19 protein-coding genes are annotated in these 19041 nt (G+C 73.4%); 10 read left to right on the top strand and 9 right to left on the bottom strand.

Annotated features, from left to right (window positions below; all coding sequences use genetic code 11):
* Positions 1–37 precede the first annotated feature (37 nt).
* Together OG357_RS04050 and OG357_RS04045 are read right to left on the bottom strand one after the other, a co-directional pair.
* The gene (locus OG357_RS04050) at positions 38–1363 is read right to left on the bottom strand and encodes a sensor histidine kinase (protein WP_329619802.1); all 1326 of its coding nucleotides are present in this window, start codon (positions 1361–1363) and stop codon (positions 38–40) included.
* On the bottom strand, positions 1360–2031 hold the full coding sequence (locus OG357_RS04045; protein ID WP_329619801.1) for a response regulator transcription factor: 672 nt from the start codon (positions 2029–2031) through the stop codon (positions 1360–1362). The genes OG357_RS04050 and OG357_RS04045 overlap by 4 nt, the downstream gene beginning before the upstream one ends.
* A 60-nt stretch (positions 2032–2091) precedes the next feature.
* On the opposite strand from OG357_RS04045, the gene OG357_RS04040 reads away from it, so the two are divergent.
* The 5 genes from OG357_RS04040 (at position 2092) to OG357_RS04020 (ending at position 7307) form a co-directional block, all read left to right on the top strand.
* On the top strand, positions 2092–2964 hold the full coding sequence (locus tag OG357_RS04040) for an Fpg/Nei family DNA glycosylase (protein WP_329619800.1): 873 nt from the start codon (positions 2092–2094) through the stop codon (positions 2962–2964).
* Positions 2965–2995: 31 nt separating this feature from the next.
* A complete protein-coding gene (locus OG357_RS04035; RefSeq protein WP_329619799.1) occupies positions 2996–3763 on the top strand; it encodes a LytR/AlgR family response regulator transcription factor in 768 nt (255 codons plus the stop codon).
* Positions 3764–3892: 129 nt separating this feature from the next.
* Positions 3893–4276: a hypothetical protein gene (locus OG357_RS04030; protein WP_329619798.1), complete on the top strand. Its 384-nt coding sequence runs from the start codon at positions 3893–3895 to the stop codon at positions 4274–4276.
* A 22-nt stretch (positions 4277–4298) separates the two neighbouring features.
* Positions 4299–6032: a sodium/solute symporter gene (locus OG357_RS04025; RefSeq protein ID WP_329619797.1), complete on the top strand. Its 1734-nt coding sequence runs from the start codon at positions 4299–4301 to the stop codon at positions 6030–6032.
* A gap of 69 nt (positions 6033–6101) precedes the next feature.
* Entirely contained in the window at positions 6102–7307 is a 1206-nt protein-coding gene (locus OG357_RS04020; RefSeq protein WP_329619796.1) for a sensor histidine kinase, read from the top strand.
* On the opposite strand, the gene OG357_RS04015 is transcribed toward OG357_RS04020, so the two are convergent.
* The 3 genes from OG357_RS04015 to OG357_RS04005 all read right to left on the bottom strand — a co-directional run bounded on the left by OG357_RS04015 (position 7299) and on the right by OG357_RS04005 (position 9039).
* Positions 7299–7781 (bottom strand): hypothetical protein, encoded by a 483-nt coding sequence (locus OG357_RS04015; RefSeq protein WP_329619795.1) that lies wholly within the window; start codon positions 7779–7781, stop codon positions 7299–7301. The genes OG357_RS04020 and OG357_RS04015 overlap by 9 nt on opposite strands.
* Positions 7782–8030: 249 nt before the next feature.
* Positions 8031–8459 carry a PaaI family thioesterase gene (locus OG357_RS04010; RefSeq protein WP_329625482.1) on the bottom strand — a complete coding sequence of 143 codons (429 nt, stop codon included), beginning with the start codon at positions 8457–8459 and terminating at the stop codon, positions 8031–8033.
* A gap of 22 nt (positions 8460–8481) precedes the next feature.
* Positions 8482–9039 carry a sigma-70 family RNA polymerase sigma factor gene (locus OG357_RS04005; RefSeq protein WP_329619794.1) on the bottom strand — a complete coding sequence of 186 codons (558 nt, stop codon included), beginning with the start codon at positions 9037–9039 and terminating at the stop codon, positions 8482–8484.
* A gap of 260 nt (positions 9040–9299) precedes the next feature.
* Here OG357_RS04005 and OG357_RS04000 point away from each other — a divergent pair, with 260 nt between their 5' ends.
* Positions 9300–10526 carry a CapA family protein gene (locus OG357_RS04000; protein WP_329619793.1) on the top strand — a complete coding sequence of 409 codons (1227 nt, stop codon included), beginning with the start codon at positions 9300–9302 and terminating at the stop codon, positions 10524–10526.
* A 138-nt stretch (positions 10527–10664) separates the two neighbouring features.
* On the top strand, positions 10665–11531 hold the full coding sequence (locus OG357_RS03995; RefSeq protein WP_329619792.1) for a polysaccharide deacetylase family protein: 867 nt from the start codon (positions 10665–10667) through the stop codon (positions 11529–11531).
* Positions 11532–11596: 65 nt separating this feature from the next.
* Here the strand turns inward: OG357_RS03995 and OG357_RS03990 are convergent, their stop codons facing one another.
* A complete protein-coding gene (locus OG357_RS03990; RefSeq protein ID WP_329619791.1) occupies positions 11597–12259 on the bottom strand; it encodes a class F sortase in 663 nt (220 codons plus the stop codon).
* 417 nt (positions 12260–12676) lie between these two features.
* Between OG357_RS03990 and OG357_RS03985 the strand changes: the two genes are divergently transcribed.
* Positions 12677–13195: a hypothetical protein gene (locus OG357_RS03985; RefSeq protein WP_329619790.1), complete on the top strand. Its 519-nt coding sequence runs from the start codon at positions 12677–12679 to the stop codon at positions 13193–13195.
* Between the two features lie 103 nt (positions 13196–13298).
* Here the strand turns inward: OG357_RS03985 and OG357_RS03980 are convergent, their stop codons facing one another.
* From OG357_RS03980 to OG357_RS03970, 3 genes are all read right to left on the bottom strand, one after another.
* Positions 13299–13862 carry a hypothetical protein gene (locus OG357_RS03980; protein WP_329619789.1) on the bottom strand — a complete coding sequence of 188 codons (564 nt, stop codon included), beginning with the start codon at positions 13860–13862 and terminating at the stop codon, positions 13299–13301.
* Between the two features lie 166 nt (positions 13863–14028).
* Complete coding sequence (locus OG357_RS03975; RefSeq protein WP_329619788.1) at positions 14029–14793, bottom strand: bestrophin-like domain; 765 nt, start codon at positions 14791–14793, stop codon at positions 14029–14031.
* A 15-nt stretch (positions 14794–14808) separates the two neighbouring features.
* Entirely contained in the window at positions 14809–15426 is a 618-nt protein-coding gene (locus tag OG357_RS03970) for a hypothetical protein (RefSeq protein WP_329619787.1), read from the bottom strand.
* 606 nt (positions 15427–16032) lie between these two features.
* Here OG357_RS03970 and OG357_RS03965 point away from each other — a divergent pair.
* Together OG357_RS03965 and OG357_RS03960 are read left to right on the top strand one after the other, a co-directional pair.
* A complete protein-coding gene (locus OG357_RS03965; protein WP_329619786.1) occupies positions 16033–16845 on the top strand; it encodes an SAM-dependent methyltransferase in 813 nt (270 codons plus the stop codon).
* Positions 16842–19007 (top strand): putative bifunctional diguanylate cyclase/phosphodiesterase, encoded by a 2166-nt coding sequence (locus OG357_RS03960; protein WP_329619785.1) that lies wholly within the window; start codon positions 16842–16844, stop codon positions 19005–19007. The genes OG357_RS03965 and OG357_RS03960 overlap by 4 nt, the downstream gene beginning before the upstream one ends.
* Positions 19008–19041 lie beyond the last annotated feature (34 nt).

Below are 19041 nucleotides of genomic sequence, written 5' to 3'. Positions count from 1 at the left end.
ATTTGCTGAGGCGGGGGGCAGAGAGAGCGGGGGAGGTTCAGCCCTGGCCGGGGAGCCGGAGCACGAACCTGGCACCGCCGCGTTCCCCGCGCCCCGCCGTGAGCGTGCCTCCGTGGACATGGGCGACCCAGGACGCGATGGACAGACCGAGGCCTGTGGATCCGGATCCGCTGCGGAAGCGTTCGAACAGGGCGTCCGCGACCCCCGGAGGCAGGCCGGGACCCGCGTCCTCGACCGTCAGCGTGCCGTCCCGGGCCACCGTGATCAGGACGTCCGCCGGAACGCCCGGCGCGTGGCCGTGCGCGAGCGCGTTTCCCAGCAGGTTCCCGACCGCCCGGCGTACGAGATCCGGATCGGCGACGACGATCGTGTCCTCGGCCTCGACCCTGACGCGGTGTCCCTTTGTGGCCGCCTCGGCGGCTTCCTGGGCGACTGCCTCCGCCAACTGGTCCAGGCGCAGCGGCTGCCGCGCCACCGTGGCCGTACCGGACATGAGCCGGGCCCGGGTGAGCAGCCCGTCGACCAGCCGGCCCATGCCTTCCGCCAGACGCAGCGTCCGCCGGTGCACGTCCGTGCTGTCCGTCTCGCCGCGCAGGGCCGTCTCCGCGAGCGTCCGGAGCGAGGCGGCCGGCGTCCGCAGATCGTGCGCCGCGTCCGCGAGGAACGCCTCCTGCCGGCCGAGCGCGGAGAGCGCGGGCCGGACCGCCCGCCCCGACAGCACGTGCCCGACGGCGGCGGACAGCAGCACGAGCACCGCGCAGCCGCCCGCCACCATCCACACGAGCCGCCGGTGGTCGTCCCGCTGGGCCGTCGCGTCGGCCGTCGTCACCAGGACGCCCTGCGGCCCCTCGTCCTCCGCCGCTTCCGGCGCGTAGAACGGCAACGCGAACACCCGCACCGGTGCGCCGTCCGTCGTACGCCGGTCGAAGCCCCGCGCATCCCCGGTCCGCGCCGCCGCCCGCCCGGCCTCCAGGACCACCCCGGTACTCACCGACAGACACGGCGCGGGCGGCGCGTGCTGCACGGTCAGGCCACCCCCCGTACCGCCCGGGTCGTCGCCGGTCACGAGAAGCACGGTCAGCGGCGGGCAGCCCGTGTTCACCGTGTCCGCCAGGACATCCGTGGCCAGCTGCCCGCTCTCGTCGGTCTCCAGGAGACCGAGGGCCCAGCTGGTGTCCGCGTCCATCGCGTGGTCGAGCTGCTCACGCCAGCGGGAGCTGTCGCTCCGCACGGCGAACACGGCCATCGCGACCAGCCCCACCGCGCTGGTCAGCGCGAACAGCAGGCTGATCCGCCGGCGCAGCCGCAACACCCGCGCGGTCGGCGTGAGCGGGCCCGTCCGACGGGGGAGCAGGCGCCTCACCGGGCGTCGTCGGCCGCGAGCCGGTAGCCGACACCGCGCACGGTGTGGATCAGCGGAGGGACCCCGAGCTTGCGGCGGAGCTGGGAGACGAGCACCTCCAGGACGTTGGACTGCGGCTCGGCCATCTCGTCCCAGCAGCTCTCGATCAGCTCGGCGCGGGAGACCGCCTGGTCGGCGCGGGTCGCGAGGGCCTCAAGGACGGCGAACTCCCTGGTGGTGAGGGAGAGCAGCACCCCGGCCCGGCGGACGTGCCGGCGGGCGGTGTCGACCTCCAGGTCGCCGACGCGGTGCACCGGCGGGCGTACGACGGCGGAGCGGCGGCACAGGCTGCGCACCCGGGCGACCAGCTCGGGCACGGCGAACGGCTTGACGAGATAGTCGTCGCCGCCGCTCGCGAAGCCCTCCACCCGGTCCGCGACGGTGTCGCGCGCGGTGAGGAACAGGACGGGCACGTCGCGGCCGCCGCGCCGCAGCCCCTCGACATAGGCGGCGGCGTCCCCCGACGGCAGCATCCGGTCGAAGACCGCGCAGTCGTACGCGGTGACGAACAGGGCCTCGTCGGCCCCGGGCAGGTCGGCCGCCTCGTCGACGGCGAGCCCGGCGGCCCGCAGAGCGGCGGCCACCCCGAACCGGAGGTCTTCGTCGTCCTCGACGAGCAGTACGCGCACGTCACACACCCTAAAGCGTCCCGGCGCGCGGCCCCGCCGACCCTGCGGCAGGGTGGAGCCATGCCCGAACTGCCCGAAGTGGAAGCGCTGCGCGAGTTCCTCGACGCGCATCTGGTGGGCAAGGAGATCGCCCGCGTCCTCCCCGTCGCGATCAGCGTCCTCAAGACGTACGACCCGCCTCTCACCGCCGTCGAGGGCGCCGAGGTCACCGCGGTCGGCCGGCACGGGAAGTTCCTCGACCTCACCACCAGCGGCGCGGCGGGCGAACTCCACCTCCTGATCCACCTGGCCCGCGCGGGCTGGCTCCGCTGGCAGGACCCGCTGCCCTCCGGGCCGCCGAAGCCCGGCAAGGGCCCGCTGGCCCTGCGTACCGCGCTCACCGGCGGCGACGGCTTCGACCTCACCGAGGCCGGCACCACCAAACGCCTCGCCGTCCACCTGGTCCACGACCCGCAGGAGGTGCCGGGCGTCGCCCGGCTCGGCCCCGACCCGCTCGCCGAGGAGTTCGGCCCCGAAGCCTTCGCCGCGCTCCTCGCGGGCGAACGGCGGCAGATCAAGGGCGCCCTGCGCGATCAGGGCCTCATCGCGGGCATCGGCAACGCCTACAGCGACGAGATCCTCCACGCCGCGAGGATGTCGCCCTTCAAACCCACCCAGAACCTCACCCCGGAGGAGACCACCGCCCTCTGGACGGCGCTGCGGACCACCCTCCGCGAGGCCGTCGCACGCTCCCACGGCCTCGCCGCCGGCAAGCTCAAGGCCGAGAAGAAGAGCGGCCTGCGCGTCCACGGCCGCACCGGCGAACCCTGCCCGGTCTGCGGCGACATCATCCGCGAGGTCTCCTTCCACGACTCCTCCCTCCAGTACTGTCCGACCTGCCAGACCGGCGGCAGACCGCTCGCCGACCGGCGGATGTCGAAGCTGCTCAAATAGCCGCGCCGGGCAGCGCACTACACTCCGCCGCATGCTGCGCGTACTGGCCGTCGACGACGAGGAGCCCGCCCTCGGGGAGCTGCTCTACCTGCTCCGCGCCGACCCCCGGGTGCGCACCGCCGAGGGCGCGGGCGACGCGACCGAGGCCCTGCGCAGGATCGGGCGCGCCCTGGAGACCGGGCCCGACGGGGACGACGGCATCGACGTCGTCTTCCTCGACATCCACATGCCCGGTCTCACCGGACTCGACGTCGCCCGGCTGCTCGCCGGCTTCGCCCGCCCGCCGCTCGTCGTCTTCGTCACCGCCCACGAGGGCTTCGCCCTCCAGGCCTTCGACCTCAAAGCGGTCGACTACGTCCTCAAGCCCGTCCGCCGCGAACGTCTCGCCGAGGCCGTCCGCCGCGTCCACGACCTGGTCCACGCCACCGCGCCGGCGGCCCCGGCCGTGACCTCCGGGCCCGCCGCCCCCGAACAGGTCCCCGTCGAGCTCGGCGGGGTCACCCGCTTCGTCTCCGTCGACGACATCGCGTACGTGGAGGCCCACGGCGACTACGCCCGCCTCCACACCGACCACGGCAGCCATCTCGTCCGCATCCCGCTCTCCACCCTCGAAGAGCGGTGGGCCGCCCGGGGCTTCGTCCGCATCCACCGCAGCCATCTCGTGGCCCTCGACCGGATCGACGAACTCCGCCTCGACGGCGGCGCCACCTCGGTACGGCTCGGCGACACCGACCTCGCCGTGAGTCGCCGCCACGCCCGCCACCTCCGTGACCTGCTGATGCGCCGGGCCGGGGGCTGATCACCCGCGGGTCTGTCGTGGCCGGGGAGCGCTGCGTAGACTCCACGCGTCCCGGGCCCCACGGCCCGCCTGCCCGACGGCCCGACCGCCCGCCGTGCAGCCGTCCGAGAGATGCCGGAGCGGACGCCGATGTCCGAGCACCAGCCGCCGCGCAGACCCCGGCGCGAGACCGTCACGTACGCCTCCGCCCACGGCGCCGTCCCCGGACCCGCCCGGCGGCGGCCTCCCGCGCACGCCCCGGCCCGCTCCGAGATCGACGAGCAGACCACCCTCGGGCACACCTACGTCCGCTCCCTGATGCGCAGCCAGCTGCGCGCCGCGCTCACTGCGCTCGGCGCGCTCGCCCTGCTCGTCGGCTCGCTGCCCCTGCTGCTCGCGCTGCCCGCGCCCGAGGCCCTCGTCTGGGCCGCGCTCGGCGCCGGGGTGTACCCCGTCGTCTGGGGCATCGCCCACTGGTACGTCCGCCGCGCCGAGCGCAACGAGCGCGACTTCACCGGCCTCGTCGAACGGTGACCGAAACGGTGAAGCACCCCGCGTGAACCAGACCTACGCCGTCGCGGCCGTCACCGCCGTCGTCCTCGCGACCGTCCTCATCGGCGCCCTCGGCCTGCGGATCTCCCGCACCACCTCCGACTTCTACGTCGCCTCGCGGACCGTCCGGCCGGGCCTCAACGCCGCCGCCATCAGCGGCGAGTACCTCTCCGCCGCCTCCTTCCTCGGCATCGCCGGGCTCGTCCTCGTCCAGGGCCCCGCGATGCTCTGGTACCCCGTCGGCTACACCGCCGGGTACCTGGTCCTGCTGGTCCTCGTCGCCGCCCCGCTGCGCCGCTCCGGCGCGTACACCCTCTCCGACTTCGCCGAGGCCCGCCTCGAATCGCCGCAGGCCCGCCGCCTCGCCAGCCTCTTCGTCGTCGGCATCGGCTGGCTCTACCTGCTGCCGCAGCTCCAGGGCGCCGGGCTCACCCTGGAGATCCTCACCGGCGCACCCGAATGGGTCGGCGGGCTGCTCGTCGCCCTCGTCGTCACCGGCACCGTCGCCGCCGGAGGCATGCGCAGCATCACCTTCGTCCAGACCTTCCAGTACTGGCTGAAACTCACCGCCCTGCTCGTCCCCGTCCTCTTCCTCCTCGCCGCCTGGTACGGGGACGGCGCGCCCCGGGCCCGCTTCGACGCCCCCGCCGTCCTCCGCGAGCACACCGTCGTCCGCGTCGCCGACACGGTACGGATCCGCCTCGACGCCCCGCTCACCCTCACCGTGACCGGGCGCGTCGACACCGTCCCGTACGAGCACCGGACCGTCACCCTCGCCCCCGGCACCCACCACGTCCTCGCCGGCACCGAACTCGCCTTCGCCCCGGGCGCGGTCCTGCCCGAAAGGGCCGCCAGCGGTACCGACCCCCTCGGCTGGTCCCAGCCGCTCGCCGGGGGACACGACGGACACCAGCTGTACGCCACGTACGGGCTGATCCTCGCGACCTTCCTCGGCACCATGGGCCTGCCGCACGTCGCCGTCCGCTTCTACACGAGCCCCCACGGCCGCGCGGCCCGCCGCACCACCCTCGTCGTCCTCGGGCTCGTCGGCGCGTTCTACCTGCTGCCGCCGCTGTACGGATTCCTCGGCCGGATCTACGCCCCCGAGCTCGCCCTCACCGGCTCAGCCGACGCCGCCGTGCTCGTCCTGCCCGAGCGGATCCTCGGCGGATCCGCAGGCGACCTCCTCGGCGCGCTCCTGGCGGGCGGGGCCTTCGCCGCCTTCCTCTCCACCGCCTCCGGACTCACCATGTCCGTCGCCGGTGTCCTCACCCAGGACGTGCTGCCCTCCCGGGGCGTGCGCCACTTCCGCCTCGGGACCCTGCTGGCCACCGCCGTCCCGCTCGGCGTCGGCGTGGTCGCGTCCAAGGTGCCGGTCGCCGACGCCGTCGGCCTCGCGTTCGCGGTCTCCGCCTCCTCGTTCTGTCCGCTGCTCGTCCTCGGCATCTGGTGGCGCCGGCTCACCCCGCCCGGGGCCATGGCCGGGCTCCTGCTCGGCGGCGGCTCGGCCCTCGCGGCCGTGATGGCGACCCGGGCCGGGCTCGCGCCCGAGGGCTGGCCGCACACGCTGATGGCCTGGCCCGCCGTCTGGTCGGTTCCCCTCGGCTTCCTGACGATGGTCCTCGTCTCGCTCGCGACCCCCGGCCGGATCCCGCCCGGCACCCCGGCACTCCTCGCCCGGCTCCACCTGCCGGAGGAGTTCACCGGCTCCGTCCCCTCCCAGGAGGTACGCCGATGACCGGCACCGTTCCTTCCCGAGGGGGACGCCGATGACCGGCACCGACCCCGCCGCCCCGGAGGTACGCCCGTGACCGGTATCGCGCTCGCCGCCGCGGCCGCCGCCGGGGTGGTGCTCCTCGCGGCGGGCTTCGTCCTGGGGCGGTTCGCCGCACGGCGCGGGGGCCGCACCGCCGACCCCGACCTCGGCACCCCTGTCGAACGGGCCACCTTCCACACCCTGCACACGGCCTCGCTCGCCGCGCCGCCGCTGCGTGCCGGGCTGACCGAGGAGACCGCCCGCAAGGCGGCGAGCACGCTGCGCTCGCTGCTCGGCACCGAGGCGCTCTGCCTCACCGACCGGGGCGCGGTCCTCGCCTGGGACGGTCCGGGCGGGGACCACCACCGGGCGCACGTTCCCGCGCTGGCCGCCGACACCCTCGACACGGGCCGCAGCCGGTCCGCGCACACCGACTGCGACGACCCGGCGTGCCCCCTGCGCTGGGCGGTGATCGCCCCGCTCACCGGCGAGGACGGGGTCCTCGGCGCGCTCGTCGCGTACGGCTCACGGGAGTCGGCCGTCCTGGTGCGGGCCGCGACCGAGGTGGCCCGCTGGGTCTCCGTCCAGCTGGAGCTGGCCGAGCTCGACCGCTCGCGGACCAGGATCGTGGAGGCCGAGATCAGGGCCCTGCGGGCGCAGATCTCCCCGCACTTCATCTTCAACTCCCTCGCCGCCATCGCGTCGTTCGTCCGCACCGACCCCGAGCGGGCCAGGGAACTCCTCTTGGAGTTCGCCGACTTCACCCGCTACTCCTTCCGCAGGCACGGCGACTTCGCCCAGCTCGCCGACGAACTGCGCTCCATCGAGCAGTACTTGGCCCTCGCCGGAGCGCGCTTCGGGAACCGGCTGAAGGTGACGCTGCAGATCGCCCCGGAGGTGCTGCCGGTGACGCTGCCCTTCCTCTGCCTCCAGCCCCTGGTGGAGAACGCCGTCAAGCACGGCCTCCAGGAGCGGGAGCGGGGCTGCCGGGTGACGATCGCCGCCCGGGACGCGGGTGCCGAGGCCGTGGTGACCGTCGAGGACGACGGCGTCGGCATGGACCCGGAGCTGCTGCGGGCCGTCCTGCGCGGGGAGCACCCGGCGGGGTCCGGCATCGGTCTGCTCAATGTGGACGAGCGGCTGCGGCAGGTGTACGGCGCGGAGCACGGCCTCGTCATCGAGACCGGCGTCGGCGCGGGCATGAAGGTGACGGTACGCATTCCCAAGTACCGCCCCGGCGTGCACCGTTCAGCGTAGGTAGACGGACAGGTGGGCGAGCGGCAGGCCCAGCTTCCAGGCGGGCACCCAGACCTGCACCTTCTCGTCCACCGGTGAACCGCGTTCGCCGGCCGTCGGGCCGTCCACATCGGCGGCACGCACCCAGGTGTCGCGCAGAGCACGCCAGGCGCTGTGGGCGAGGGCCAGGTCGGGCCCGTCCCCCTCCGCGGCGAGGCGGCCGGCGAGCCGCTCCTCGACCCAGGACGTCCAGGGCCGGTCGTACGCCGTGCGGCGCAGCAACGTCTCGACCGGTACGGGGTCCGGGTCCTCCGACAGATGGACGGTGAGGGCCAGGGCCTGGAGGCCGGCCCGGTACTCCAGCGAGCCGGGCGCCACGAGCGCGGCGGACCGCAACACCGCGTCCGCCTGGTACTCGGCGCACAGCCAGGCCATTGGGACGGCGAGTCCGCCGCCGCTCGTGCCGCCGGTGCCGTTCGTGCTCTCGGGCAGCAACGCTCCCACCTTCTTCTCCCGGACATGGGGACCCGTACATCAGGGACCCCGTACATCAGGGACCCGTACATGTGGGGCCCGGATGTCAGGGGCCCGGGGGAGAGCCTCCACCGTGAAGGGCCTCCGCGGGTCCCGCTTTGCTCAACTCGCCCGTGTGGTTTCGGATACGTTTTCCGGCCGGATAGGTGCCGGTGGGGCGAGTGTTGCCAGGCGTGGCGTACGGGGTGGGAGCGGCGGGCCGTGGCCGGTTCAGCCGAGCAGCGCGTACACGGCGGTGGCGTGGGCGGCGGTCTCCTCCGTGCCGTCGGCGGTCATCGTGATGTCGGCGAAGGCCATCCGCTTGCCCGACTTGGTGAGCCGGGCCCGCACCAGGACGTCGCTGCCGACGACCGCCCGCTGGAAGGTGATGGACTGCTGGACGGTGGTCATCGGGACGAAGCCGCCGCGGGCCGCGGCGACCGCGATGACCGTCGCCGTGTCCGCCGCGGCCATCAGGGCCTGGCCGGAGAGGCCGCCGCCCTCCCGGGCGAGCCGGTCGGACCAGGGGAGCCGGAGCACGGCCTCGGCTCCGGCTCCGTCGGCGGAGGCGACGGATTCGATGGTGAGTCCCAGGTCGAGCACCCAGGGGGCGAAGTTGTCGGCGAGGATCTTTTCGGCGGCGGTGGGCGTCAGCGCCACGGCGTCGGGAGTCGTCACGGCGTCATTGTGAGGCCGTGGCGCGCGGCCGGGCAACGCCCGCGCGGTGCGGGCGGTAGCCGGGCAGGGACCGGCCGAGCTGCCGCAGGGCGTAGTGCGAGCGGGATTTGACGGTCCCGGCGGGGATGCCGAGGTCCACGGCGGCCTCGTTGACGGTCAGGCCGTGGAAGTAGATCCGGACGAGCACCTCCCGGTGCTCGGGGCTCAGTCCGCGGACGGCGGCCCGTACGTCGAGCGCCGCCTCGGCGGAGGCGGTGGCGTCGGCCGGGTCGGGCGTCACCGCGAGGACGCCGTCGCCGATCTCGGCGGGCCGGGCGAGGCGCGAGCGGCGCGCGTCGATGGCCAGCCGGCGGGCCACGGTGAAGAGCCAGGGCCGCATGGACTCGTAGGGCCCTTCGAAGGCCTCGGGGTGGAGCCAGGCGCGTACGAGGGTCTCCTGGGCGAGGTCCTCGGCGCGCTGCCGGTCGCCGTAGGTCAGCCCGAGCAGGAAGGAGAGCAGTGCCGGGCCGTGGTCCCGCTGCAGCTGCTCCAGGTTCCGTTCGTCGGTCGTCGCCGTCGTCATGCTCCCCGCCTCTCCCTCGGCTCGTCGTCCCGGCGGTATACGAACGCATCCGGAAGAGGAGTGACAGGGAAGGGACATCGGTCTGCGACGAACGGTCGCACAGAGCGGCGAATGGTACGGCGAACGGTCAGGCGGAGTTGTTGCGTCCGTTTCAGCGGGGTTCGTGTGCTTGTACGGCCTTGACCCTTGACTGCGGCTTTCCTGCGCGATCAATTCTTCAGAACAGGTGTTCATAGCAAGAGCTGAGCGGAGTGCCGTAGATGACCTCACGCACCAGACCGGCAGTGGTGGCGGTCGCCGCCCTCCTCGTCGCGGCGGCCACCGGCTGCACCGAAGGGAGCGCCCCGAGCGGCGGTGGCCCCGCCCCCGGGCTCTCGGCCGGGCAGCCCGCCACCGGCCGGACCGCGCCGCCGTCCGCCGCGCCGTCCGCCGCCCCGGGCGGAGCCTCCGCCCCCGCCGGATTCACCCTCGTCGCCTCCGGTGACGTCCTCCCGCACGACTCCATCATCCGTCGCGCGGCCCAGGACGCCGGCGGCGACGGCTACGACTTCGGCCCCATGCTCGCCGGGGTCAAGAGCGTCGTCGCCCCCGCCGACCTGGCCATCTGCCACATGGAGACCGTGTACGGGAAGGAGGGCGGCCCCTACACCGGCTACCCCGCCTTCAAGTCGCCGCCCGAGGTCGCCACCGCCCTCAAGGCCACCGGATACGACTCCTGTTCCACCGCGTCCAACCACACCCTCGACGACGGAGCGGCCGGGCTCCGACGCACCCTGGACGCCCTGGACGCGGCCGGGATCCGGCACGCCGGCTCCGCCCGTACCGCCGAGGAGGCGGCGCGGCCCACGCTGATGAAGGCGGGCGGCGCCACGGTCGCCCAGCTCGCCTACACCTATGACACCAACGGGTACCCGCTGCCCGAGGGACAGCCCTGGGCGGTCCAGCTGCTCGACGAGCGCAAGGTGATCGCCGACGCCCGCGCGGCCCGCGCGGCCGGCGCCGACGTCGTCGTGGTCAGCGTCCACTGGGGCACCGAGTGGCAGACCGACGCCGACGAGCGGCAGCTTTCCCTCGGGCGTGCGCTCACCGCCTCCACGAGCGACGGCCGTCCCGACATCGACTTGATCATCGGCACGCACGCTCACATCCCGCAGGCGTACGAGAAGGTCAACGGCACGTGGATCGTCTACGGGATGGGTGACCAGATCGCCGGGGACATGATCAACCACGAGGGCGCCTTCGACCCCCGGGGCAACCAGGGCACCCTCGGCCGCTTCACCTTCGCCCCGCCCAAGGCACCCGGAGCGCGCTGGGAGGTCACCAAGGCCGAGTTCGTCCCGCAGTGGTTCGACACCGGCCGGGGCCGGGTCGTCAACCTCGGCGCGGCGGGTGACGGAGACCCGCGCCACTCCTCGAACCGCGAGACGATCCGGCAGGTCGTACTCAGCAGGGGAGCGGACAAGGACGGCCTGACCATGGGGAAGTAGGACGTCGAACCGGGCGGGCCGCTGTGCGGTCACCCCAGGAGGCTTTCGGCTCATCGGGTGTTTTCGGACAGGGGGCCGGTGTCGGTGAGCCGGGTGGGCCCTCGCCCGTACGAACCATTGGTCATGAAAAAGGATCAGATGCCCAGTGGGCGCCGGGCGGTGCTGCGTCTCGCCGCGGCGCTCGGCGCCACGGCCACCGTCGGATACCTCGCGGCGGACCGGCTCGCCGCGCCCGAGCGGCCCACGGGCGCCGCCCCCGCGCCCCAGGGCGCGCCGGGCGCGGGACCCGCGGCGGGGCCGGCCGCCGGTCCGCAGGCCGCGCGGGCGGCCCGGCTGCGCCCGTCCTCGTACCGGCTCCAGCCGATGACCGCGTACGCGCCCCCGGCCTTCCGGCGCGCGGTGCCGCCGGTGCGGCAGCGGCCCTTCCTCAGCATGTCCGGGGTCGGCCGCTCGATGGTGCTGTCCTTCGACGACGGCCCCGACCCCCGCTACACCCCCGCCATCCTGGAGACCCTGCGCCGGTACGGCTGCCGGGCGATGTTCTTCGTGTGCGGCGAGATGGCCGTCGAGAACCCGGACCTGCTGCGGGAGATGGCCGCCGACGGGCACGTCGTCGGCAACCACTCGTGGTCCCATCCCCTCATCCCCAAGCTGCGGCCCTCCCGGATCCGCGACGAGCTCGGCTCCACCAGCGAGGTCGTCGAGCGGACCCTCGGCGCCGCGCCGCTCTGGTACCGCGCCCCCTACGGGGCCTGGAACCGGCACTCCTTCGAGATCGGCGCCGAGCTGGGCATGGAGCCGCTCGCCTGGACGATCGACACCCTCGACTGGAAGGAGCCGGGCACGGGCACGATCGTCCGCCGCGTGCTCGACGGCGCCGCCCCCGGCGCCGTCGTCCTCTCCCACGACGCGGGCGGCGACCGCTCCCAGAGCGTGGTCGCGCTCCGCCGCTATCTGCCCGAACTCCTCGACGCCGGCTACCACATCACCGTGCCGAGGCGCTGACGGCGGTCGTACGCGAAGGGCCCCGGCGCTGGTGGGTGCCGGGGCCCTTCGCCGTGCCGCGAGCGTCAGCGGGAGCCGACCATGCGGGCGTACACGACGACGTTCCCGTCGTAGCCGTGCGCCCGTGTGTAGCCGCCGCCGCAGGTGATCACCCGGAGTTCGGGCTGACCGGTGTCCGCGTAGACCTGCACGCCGGGGAAGTCGTTCTTGGAGTAGACCTCGACCCCGTAGATCTCGAAGACCGCGACCCGGCCGTCGTACCGCTCGACCTCGACGTGCTGGCCCTTCTCCAGCGATCCCAGGCCGTAGAAGACGGCAGGGCCGCTCGCGTTGTCGACATGGCCGACGACGACCGAAGTCCCGCGCTGACCGGGGGAGATGCCGTTCTGGTACCAGCCGGCGAGGTTGGCGTCCTGCGGGGGCGGCGCCGCCACCCAGCCGTCCGCGTCCAGGCCCACGTCCATGATCGGCGCGGCGACCCGGATCGCGGGGATCTTGATCCGTGAGGCCGGCGCGAAGGGCAGCGGCTCCAGGCCGGCTGTCTCCTCCGCCGGCGGCGGGACGAGCGGTCGCGCCACCGGCCGTGCGGCCGCGGCGGGTTGGGGCGGTCCGAGGGCGACGTCGACCCCGTTGCGCATCATGGCGAGTCCGGACAGCATGGCGAGGGCCAGGACGCCCCAGGGTCGGCGTCTCCTGCGCTCGAAGACGCGGAAGTCCTTCGCGGGCATGGTTCTCCCTTCGTGGCGTCGTCAGAACGGTAAGCGCGGCGGGAGGGGCCGTCGCCCCGGACGAGGCGAACGGGTGGGGGCCGCCGCCGGACGGGTGCAGGGCGGGGGAGAACGGCCCTTGAACCGGCGAGCGCGGAGCGCCGGACGCGCGCCGAGGGCCCGGCGACCTCCCCGTGGGGACAGCCGGGTGACACGGGGCTGGCCCATCCGAGTATTCGTCAGATAAGCACCTCGGGCAGCTCTGACCTGCGGTTCTGTGCCGTGCGCGGGTCGATTTCCGGGCGTGTCGTCTCACTGGGGTGGACCAGTGCCGACGTGCACGGCTCGCCCCGACTTGTGATGGTTCGTCATGGAAGGCGTACTCGTCGAATTTCCCGGAGCACCGCTTTGGGGCGTCCTTCCACTGGAGGTTCAACCATGCGTGCTGCACGCACTCTGGCGGTGACCGCCACCGCGATCGCGGCGGTCGGCCTTGCGGCCCCCCTCGCCGCCGCCACCTACGGTCCGGGCAACGTCGTCAGCGGTGGCTCGAACAACAGCCCGAGCAACGTCACCGTCAGCCCCTTCGAAGTCCACCCCGGGTCGACGCTCACGATCACCGCCAGGGGCTGCAACCGTGGCGGCACGGTCACGTCCAATGCCTTCCCGGACGCCACCCTCTCGGGCGGCAATGGCGTCTCCACCGCCGTCGCCCGCGTCTACAACCACGCCACTCCCGGCAACTACAACCTGGCTGTCAGGTGCAACGGCGGCTCCAACGTGGTGACGGAGCCGTTCCGGGTCCTCCCGGGCCGTGGCGCCCAGGGCGGCATCGGCGGCTCGCTGGCACCCAGCTCCACGGAGATGGCCGTCGGCGGCAGCCTGGTCGCCGCCGCCGCGCTCGGTGGTGGACTCTTCATCATCCGCCGTCGCCGTATGACCGGCGCGGGGGTCTGACCGGTCGAACCTCCCGGTCGGCCTGCTGTGCCCGTCGCCCCCGAGTCCCTGCCAGGACCCGGGGGCGACGGGCGTCCGCAGGCGCCCGGCCCCCGCTCCCCGTTCAGTGGCGCCGGGAGTCGCCGGAGCGGCGACGGACCACGTACACGACACCGGTCGCGGCGGCCAGCACCAGAGCCGTCCCGGCCGCGAGCATCCCCCCGTCCACCTCGTCCACCGAGCCGCCGAGACCGCCCTGCACCCCGCGCGGGGGAATGAGCAGCGTGGAGCTGATGGTCGGGGTGGCCGTGGGAATACCGCTGATCGTCAGATCCACGGTGTCCTGCACACCACCGGTGCAGTTGAAGGACACCGTGTACACAGCTCCGCGCCGGGCGTCCGCGTCCACGACGGCGGTCGCCGCCGAGTTGGGTGCGATGGCAACGGTGTCGAAGATGCCGGCCGAGGCCGTCGCCGTACTGGCGCAGCCGGGGGCGCTCAGCGTCACCCGGCCGCCCGGGGCGACGACCGACGGCGACACGACGAAATCGCCCGGTGCCTTGGCTCCTGGTGCCCGCGGATTGGTGGCGGGGGCACCCTCCGCCGCGAGGGCGACGGTGGCGGGGGCGGCCAGGGCGATGGCAGCCGCCCCCAGCAGGGCAGCGGACGCGGCATGTATCGCGCGCATGGTGAATCCTCCGGGTTCCGAGGGGCAGCCGCGAAACGGGATTTCCGCGAAGGGCCTGCGTGCACCTCGATGCCCGAAACGCTAGGAGCGCACTACCACAGCCGCGATCCCAGGCGTGCGAATGGGGCACTCTTGTCCCTCGTGCGGCCCATTCGGACGCCTGCGCTCACCCTGTGACCTGCGGGAACAGATCGGTGAACGGCGTGGCGGTGGCGGAGATGCCCCGACCGAACGGCGCGTCGAAGTCCCAGATGAGGAACAACAGGAACGCGATCAGCACGCTGAAGAGCCCGGCGAGCAGCACCTCCCGTCCCGTCCTGCGAATCTGGAGCGTGAAGATGAGGCCGACAGTGACCAGGGCGCCGATGATCAGGCCGAACCAGACCACCCCCGGCATCGTCGCCCCCGCGCTCTGTCCGCGTGCGCCCCGGGCGTCGTCGGCCGCGGCGACCTGGTCGACGAGCGGCTGGTAGGCCTGCCCCTCGAAGTCGTTGGCGGGCTGGTAGTCGGTGACGCTCCGGCGGACCTGCTCCAGGAGCGCGGTGCCCTCCTCGCTGAGCTCGCCCTCCTCGGACATGTGCGTCCACTCCTCGTCGACCACGTACGCGACGTACGCGTCGACATCGGCGCGGATTCCGGTGCGGACGTCCAGGGGGTAGACCTCGACACGGGCCGAGATCTCGTGCATCGCCTGGGCCTCCTGCCGCACGGTCTCCTGGGCGGCGCCCCGGGCCTCCCAGACGCCGGCGATGGCGAGACCCAGGACGATCGCGTAGATCACGCCGATCATCATCGTCATGTACTCGATGACGTCGGGGGTCTCACTGGGGTCGTCGTCCTCCGGGATACGACGGTGGTTGATGACGACGATGGTCAGGACGACGGCGCACGCGGCGGCCATCGCGAGGGTGAGCACGAGCCATTCGGACATGGGAATCCTCGGAGATCAGCGGGAGCGGGGGCGCAGGATCGCGGTCGCGAGCACGGCGGGGGCGATGATCACCAGCGTCATCGTGACGACGGACGTGCCGCCCTTCGGCTGGGGCCGCGCGGTGCGGCGGTAGTGCGGGAGGGCGACGGGCCCGCGGGCCGGGGGCCGGGTCCCCGCGGTGGGCGCGGGCGCGGGCGCCGCGGCGGGAGGTGACGCCGGCGGCGCGGGCGCCGGAGTGCGCTCCGGTGGGACCGGGGTGGCCGGTGCGGGGGAGGCGGGGGAGGCGGGCTCCGGGCGCGGTGCGGGGGTGGTCACCGGCGGAGGCGGCGGCGTCGTCGTCCGTACGGGAGGCGGGGGTGGCGCCGGGACGGTCGGGGGCTGAGGCTGAGGCTGCGGCTTCGGCGTCGTGGGCCGGGGCGCGGGCGTCGTGGGCTTCGTCGGCGGCGGAGGCGGCGGCGGAGCGGGGGTGGGTGAGCACGCGCCCGGCCCGATGACCGCCACCGAGGTGTGCGAACCGTCGGGGCCGGTCGTGGCGTAGGCGCAGGAGTCGGCGGCGGGGACGGGTGCGGCGAGCAGCCACACGAGTCCGAGGGCCGCCAGCGACCGCGCGAGGGGTGATCCGTACAGAGACACGCCGTCGAGCTTGATCACAGACGCGGCGAACCGGGGTGGAATCGGCGGGGATTCGCCGGATGGTGGGGTTCTCACGACGCGTGGTTTGACGTTTCGCCGCTCCGGAGGCGGATTCGGCGGAATGCCCGGGTGCCGCCGAGCCGTGTGATTCGCCGCGGGCGCTCCTCTCCGCTTCGGCGGGCCTCCGACCTGACTTAGTCAGGGTCCCGTCAGGACATCAACGGGACTCCGGGGGAGTCCGTAGGGGCTCCGGTACGAGAACTGTCCGGTTGTCGCCCTGTCATGGGCGTCGGACGGCACGGCATCCTGCGGCGTCGCCGGCTCGTCCTCGAAGGCGACGACCGAGGTGCGCCAAGGGCCCGCGCCCCCGTAAGGTGCGGCTGAGGTCGGCCGGGAAGTCGACGCACACTCATATGCACGTGAATTTGCACGACCTGAAGGCGTGAACTCTGCGCTCCACGAGCATGTGCCAATGACGTGTGACCAAGAACGGACCGCTAATTTCCGTTTCTACTCGCTCTCCCGGCGGGCGATCAGTAGCCTCACCTCGAACACCGGCCGCGAACACATGGCCGCATCCCCCATGGCGACTTGTTGGAGACATTGATGGAGCGTCCCGCCTGGGCTCCGCCGGGTATCGACATTTCGGTGCCGAGCGTGTCCCGTATGTACGACTTCTATCTGGGCGGCTCGCACAATTTCGAAGTGGACCGGGAAGCGGCGCGCAAGGCCATGGAGTTCATGCCTGGCCTCCCCAAGATCATGCAGGCGAACCGTGCCTTCATGCGGCGCGCCGTCCGCCACGCCGTTGACAACGACGTCACCCAGTTCCTCGACATCGGCTCCGGCATACCCACCTTCGGCAACGTGCACGAGGTCGCCCGGGCCGCGAACCCCGCCGCGCGGGTCGTCTACGTCGACCACGATCCGGTCGCCGTCGCCCACAGCCGCGCCGTCCTGGAGGGGGACGAGGCCGCCGCGGTCGTCGCCGCCGACCTCCGCAAGCCGGCCGACATCCTGCGCAGCCCCGAGGTGTCCCGGCTCCTCGACCTGGACCGGCCGGTGGCCCTGCTCCTCGTCGCCGTCCTCCACTTCCTGGAGGACGAGGACCGGCCCTACGAGGCCGTCGCCGAGCTGATCGACGCGCTCGCGCCCGGCAGCCTCCTCGTCGTCACCCACGCCTCGTACGAGGGCATCCCGCTCACCGAGGAGCAGGCGGGCGGCACCGTCGGCGTCTACCGCAACATCCGCAGCCCCCTGGTGATGCGGTCGGGCGAGGAGATCACCCGCTTCTTCGCGGGCACCGAGCTGGTCGAGCCCGGGCTGGTCCCGATGCCCGCCTGGCGACCGGACAGTCCGGTCGAGGAGGAGGATCCTTACGCCTTCTCCGGATTCGCAGGGGTGGGGCGCAAGGCGTGAAGGTCCCGTCGCAGCCCACCGGTTCCGTCGCCGAGGCGGACGGTCCGGAGGACAGACTCAGGCGGTTCGTCACCATCTGGAGCCGCGCGATCTTCCCGGTGACGGCCACCTCGCTGACCCGCGCCGAGTTCGAGGGGCACCTGCTGCCGCCGGCCCGCACCCTGTGCGACGCCCTGCACGCCCGCCCCTTCGACACGGCCCCCGCCCAACGCGCCGGCGCGGCCCTCGTCGCCGCCCACTGCACCGACCCCGACGCGCTCGGCCGCAGCCTCGGCGTGGTCGACTCGTACCTGGTGCTGTACTGCGGCACGGAGTCGGATCTCCCGGCCGAGGAGCTCCGCGCCCGCTGCGCCCGGCTCCAGCACGCCATGGCCGCCGGCTACGCGCAGGCCCTGCGCGAGCGGACCCGCGCCGAACAGGAGGCGATCGCCCGCTCCGCGCTCGCCGCCCGCAGCGCCGCCGAGATCGCCCTCCACGCCACCGAGAGCCGCTTCCGCGCGGTCTTCGACGGGGCCGCCATCGGCATCGGCATCGCCGACCTCGACGGCAACGTCCTGGAGGTCAACGAGACCCTCACCCGCATGTTCGGCGGGATGGAGGGCCAGGTGCGCAGCCGGAACGTCAGCGAGTGGGTCCACCCGGAGGACGGCCCGCACGTCTGGAAGCTGTACGAGGAGCTCGTCCGCGGCGAGCGGGAGTCCTACCGGGTGGAGAAGCCGTACTACCGAGGCGACGGAACGGTTCTCTGGACCAACCTCACCGTCTCGCTCCTCCGCGACGCCGAGGGACGGCCCCAGTACCAGCTCGCCCTGATGGAGGACACCACCGAACGGCGGCTGCTCCACCTGCGTCTGCGGTACGAGGCCACCCACGACGCGCTCACCGGGCTGCCGAACCGGACCCTGTTCTTCGAACGCCTGGAGAAGGCCCTCGTCTCCGGCGAGAACTCCCGCTTCGGCCTCTGCTACCTCGACCTCGACGGCTTCAAGGTCATCAACGACAGCCTCGGCCACTCCACCGGCGACCGGCTGCTCGTCGAGGTCGCCGACCGGCTGCAGAGCTGCGTCACCGGCTCGGGCGAGATGGTGGCCCGGCTCGGCGGGGACGAGTTCGTCGCCCTCACCACCGGCTGCGCCGGCCAACAGGACGTCACCGAACTCGCCGACCGCATCCTCGGCGCCCTCTCCACCCCCCTGCGCATCGACGGCCGCGAACTGACCGTCCGCGGCAGCCTCGGCGTGGTCGAGGGACCGGCGGGGGAGCGGACCCCGGCCGAGGTGCTGCGCAGCGCCGACATCACCATGTACCGGGCCAAGTCCGCGGGCGGCAACCGCTTCGAGCTCGCCGACCCCGAGGCCGACGCCCGCGCCATCACCCGGCACGGCCTGACGACGGCACTGCCCACGGCCCTGGAGCGCGGCGAGTTCTTCATCGAGTACCAGCCGCTCGTCCACCTCGGCGACGGCAGCGTGCACGGCGCGGAGGCACTGGTCCGCTGGTGCCACCCGCAGCACGGGGTGCTCGGCCCCGACCGGTTCATCCCGCTCGCCGAGGACACCGGCCTCATCGTGCCGCTCGGCCGCTGGGTGCTCCAGGAGGCCGTGCGCCAGGCCCGCTTCTGGCAGGCCCGGCACGCCGACGGCGGCCCGCTGCGGATCAACGTCAACCTGTCCCCGACCCAGCTGCACCACCCCCGGCTGGTCGCCGAGACCGTCGACGTCCTGGAGCGGTCGGGGCTCGAACCGGGCGCGCTCTGCCTTGAGGTGACCGAGTCGGCCCTGATCGGCGCCGACGAGGACCTGCTCAAGCCGCTGCGGCAGCTCGCCGAGATGGGCGTGGACATCGCGCTCGACGACTTCGGCACCGGCTACTCGAACCTCGCCAACCTGCGCCGTCTGCCGGTGAGCGTCCTGAAGCTCGACCGCTCCTTCACCCGGGGCATGCAGCAGCACCCGGTGGACCCGGTCGACCTCAAGATCGTCGAGGGGATCGTCTCCCTGGCCCACAGCCTGGAGCTCGCCGTCACGGTCGAGGGCGTGGAGACCGGCGCCCAGGCCCGCCAGCTCCGCGAGCTCGGCTGCGACACGGCCCAGGGCTGGTACTACGCCCGCCCCGGCGCCCCGGACCGCATCCACTCGCTGCTCCTGGCGGACGCGGTCTGAGACCCGGACGTACGAAACCGGCCTCCCCACGCGA

The organism is Streptomyces sp. NBC_01255 (assembly GCF_036226445.1).
In the GTDB taxonomy this organism is placed as follows: domain Bacteria; phylum Actinomycetota; class Actinomycetes; order Streptomycetales; family Streptomycetaceae; genus Streptomyces.
This window is presented reverse-complemented; position numbering and strand designations above follow the sequence as displayed.

Excerpts from the sequence above, each read along its gene's own strand:
- OG357_RS03965 (WP_329619786.1), top strand. The coding sequence starts at position 16,033 with ATGGAGCGTCCCGCCTGGGCTCCGCCGGGTATCGACATTTCGGTGCCG.
- OG357_RS03995 (WP_329619792.1), top strand. The coding sequence starts at position 10,665 with ATGCCCAGTGGGCGCCGGGCGGTGCTGCGTCTCGCCGCGGCGCTCGGC.
- OG357_RS03990 (WP_329619791.1), bottom strand. The coding sequence starts at position 12,259 with ATGCCCGCGAAGGACTTCCGCGTCTTCGAGCGCAGGAGACGCCGACCC.
- OG357_RS04035 (WP_329619799.1), top strand. The coding sequence starts at position 2,996 with ATGCTGCGCGTACTGGCCGTCGACGACGAGGAGCCCGCCCTCGGGGAG.
- OG357_RS04005 (WP_329619794.1), bottom strand. The coding sequence starts at position 9,039 with ATGACGACGGCGACGACCGACGAACGGAACCTGGAGCAGCTGCAGCGG.
- OG357_RS04000 (WP_329619793.1), top strand. The coding sequence starts at position 9,300 with ATGACCTCACGCACCAGACCGGCAGTGGTGGCGGTCGCCGCCCTCCTC.
- OG357_RS03975 (WP_329619788.1), bottom strand. The coding sequence starts at position 14,793 with ATGTCCGAATGGCTCGTGCTCACCCTCGCGATGGCCGCCGCGTGCGCC.
- OG357_RS03980 (WP_329619789.1), bottom strand. The coding sequence starts at position 13,862 with ATGCGCGCGATACATGCCGCGTCCGCTGCCCTGCTGGGGGCGGCTGCC.
- OG357_RS03985 (WP_329619790.1), top strand. The coding sequence starts at position 12,677 with ATGCGTGCTGCACGCACTCTGGCGGTGACCGCCACCGCGATCGCGGCG.
- OG357_RS04030 (WP_329619798.1), top strand. The coding sequence starts at position 3,893 with ATGTCCGAGCACCAGCCGCCGCGCAGACCCCGGCGCGAGACCGTCACG.
- OG357_RS04040 (WP_329619800.1), top strand. The coding sequence starts at position 2,092 with ATGCCCGAACTGCCCGAAGTGGAAGCGCTGCGCGAGTTCCTCGACGCG.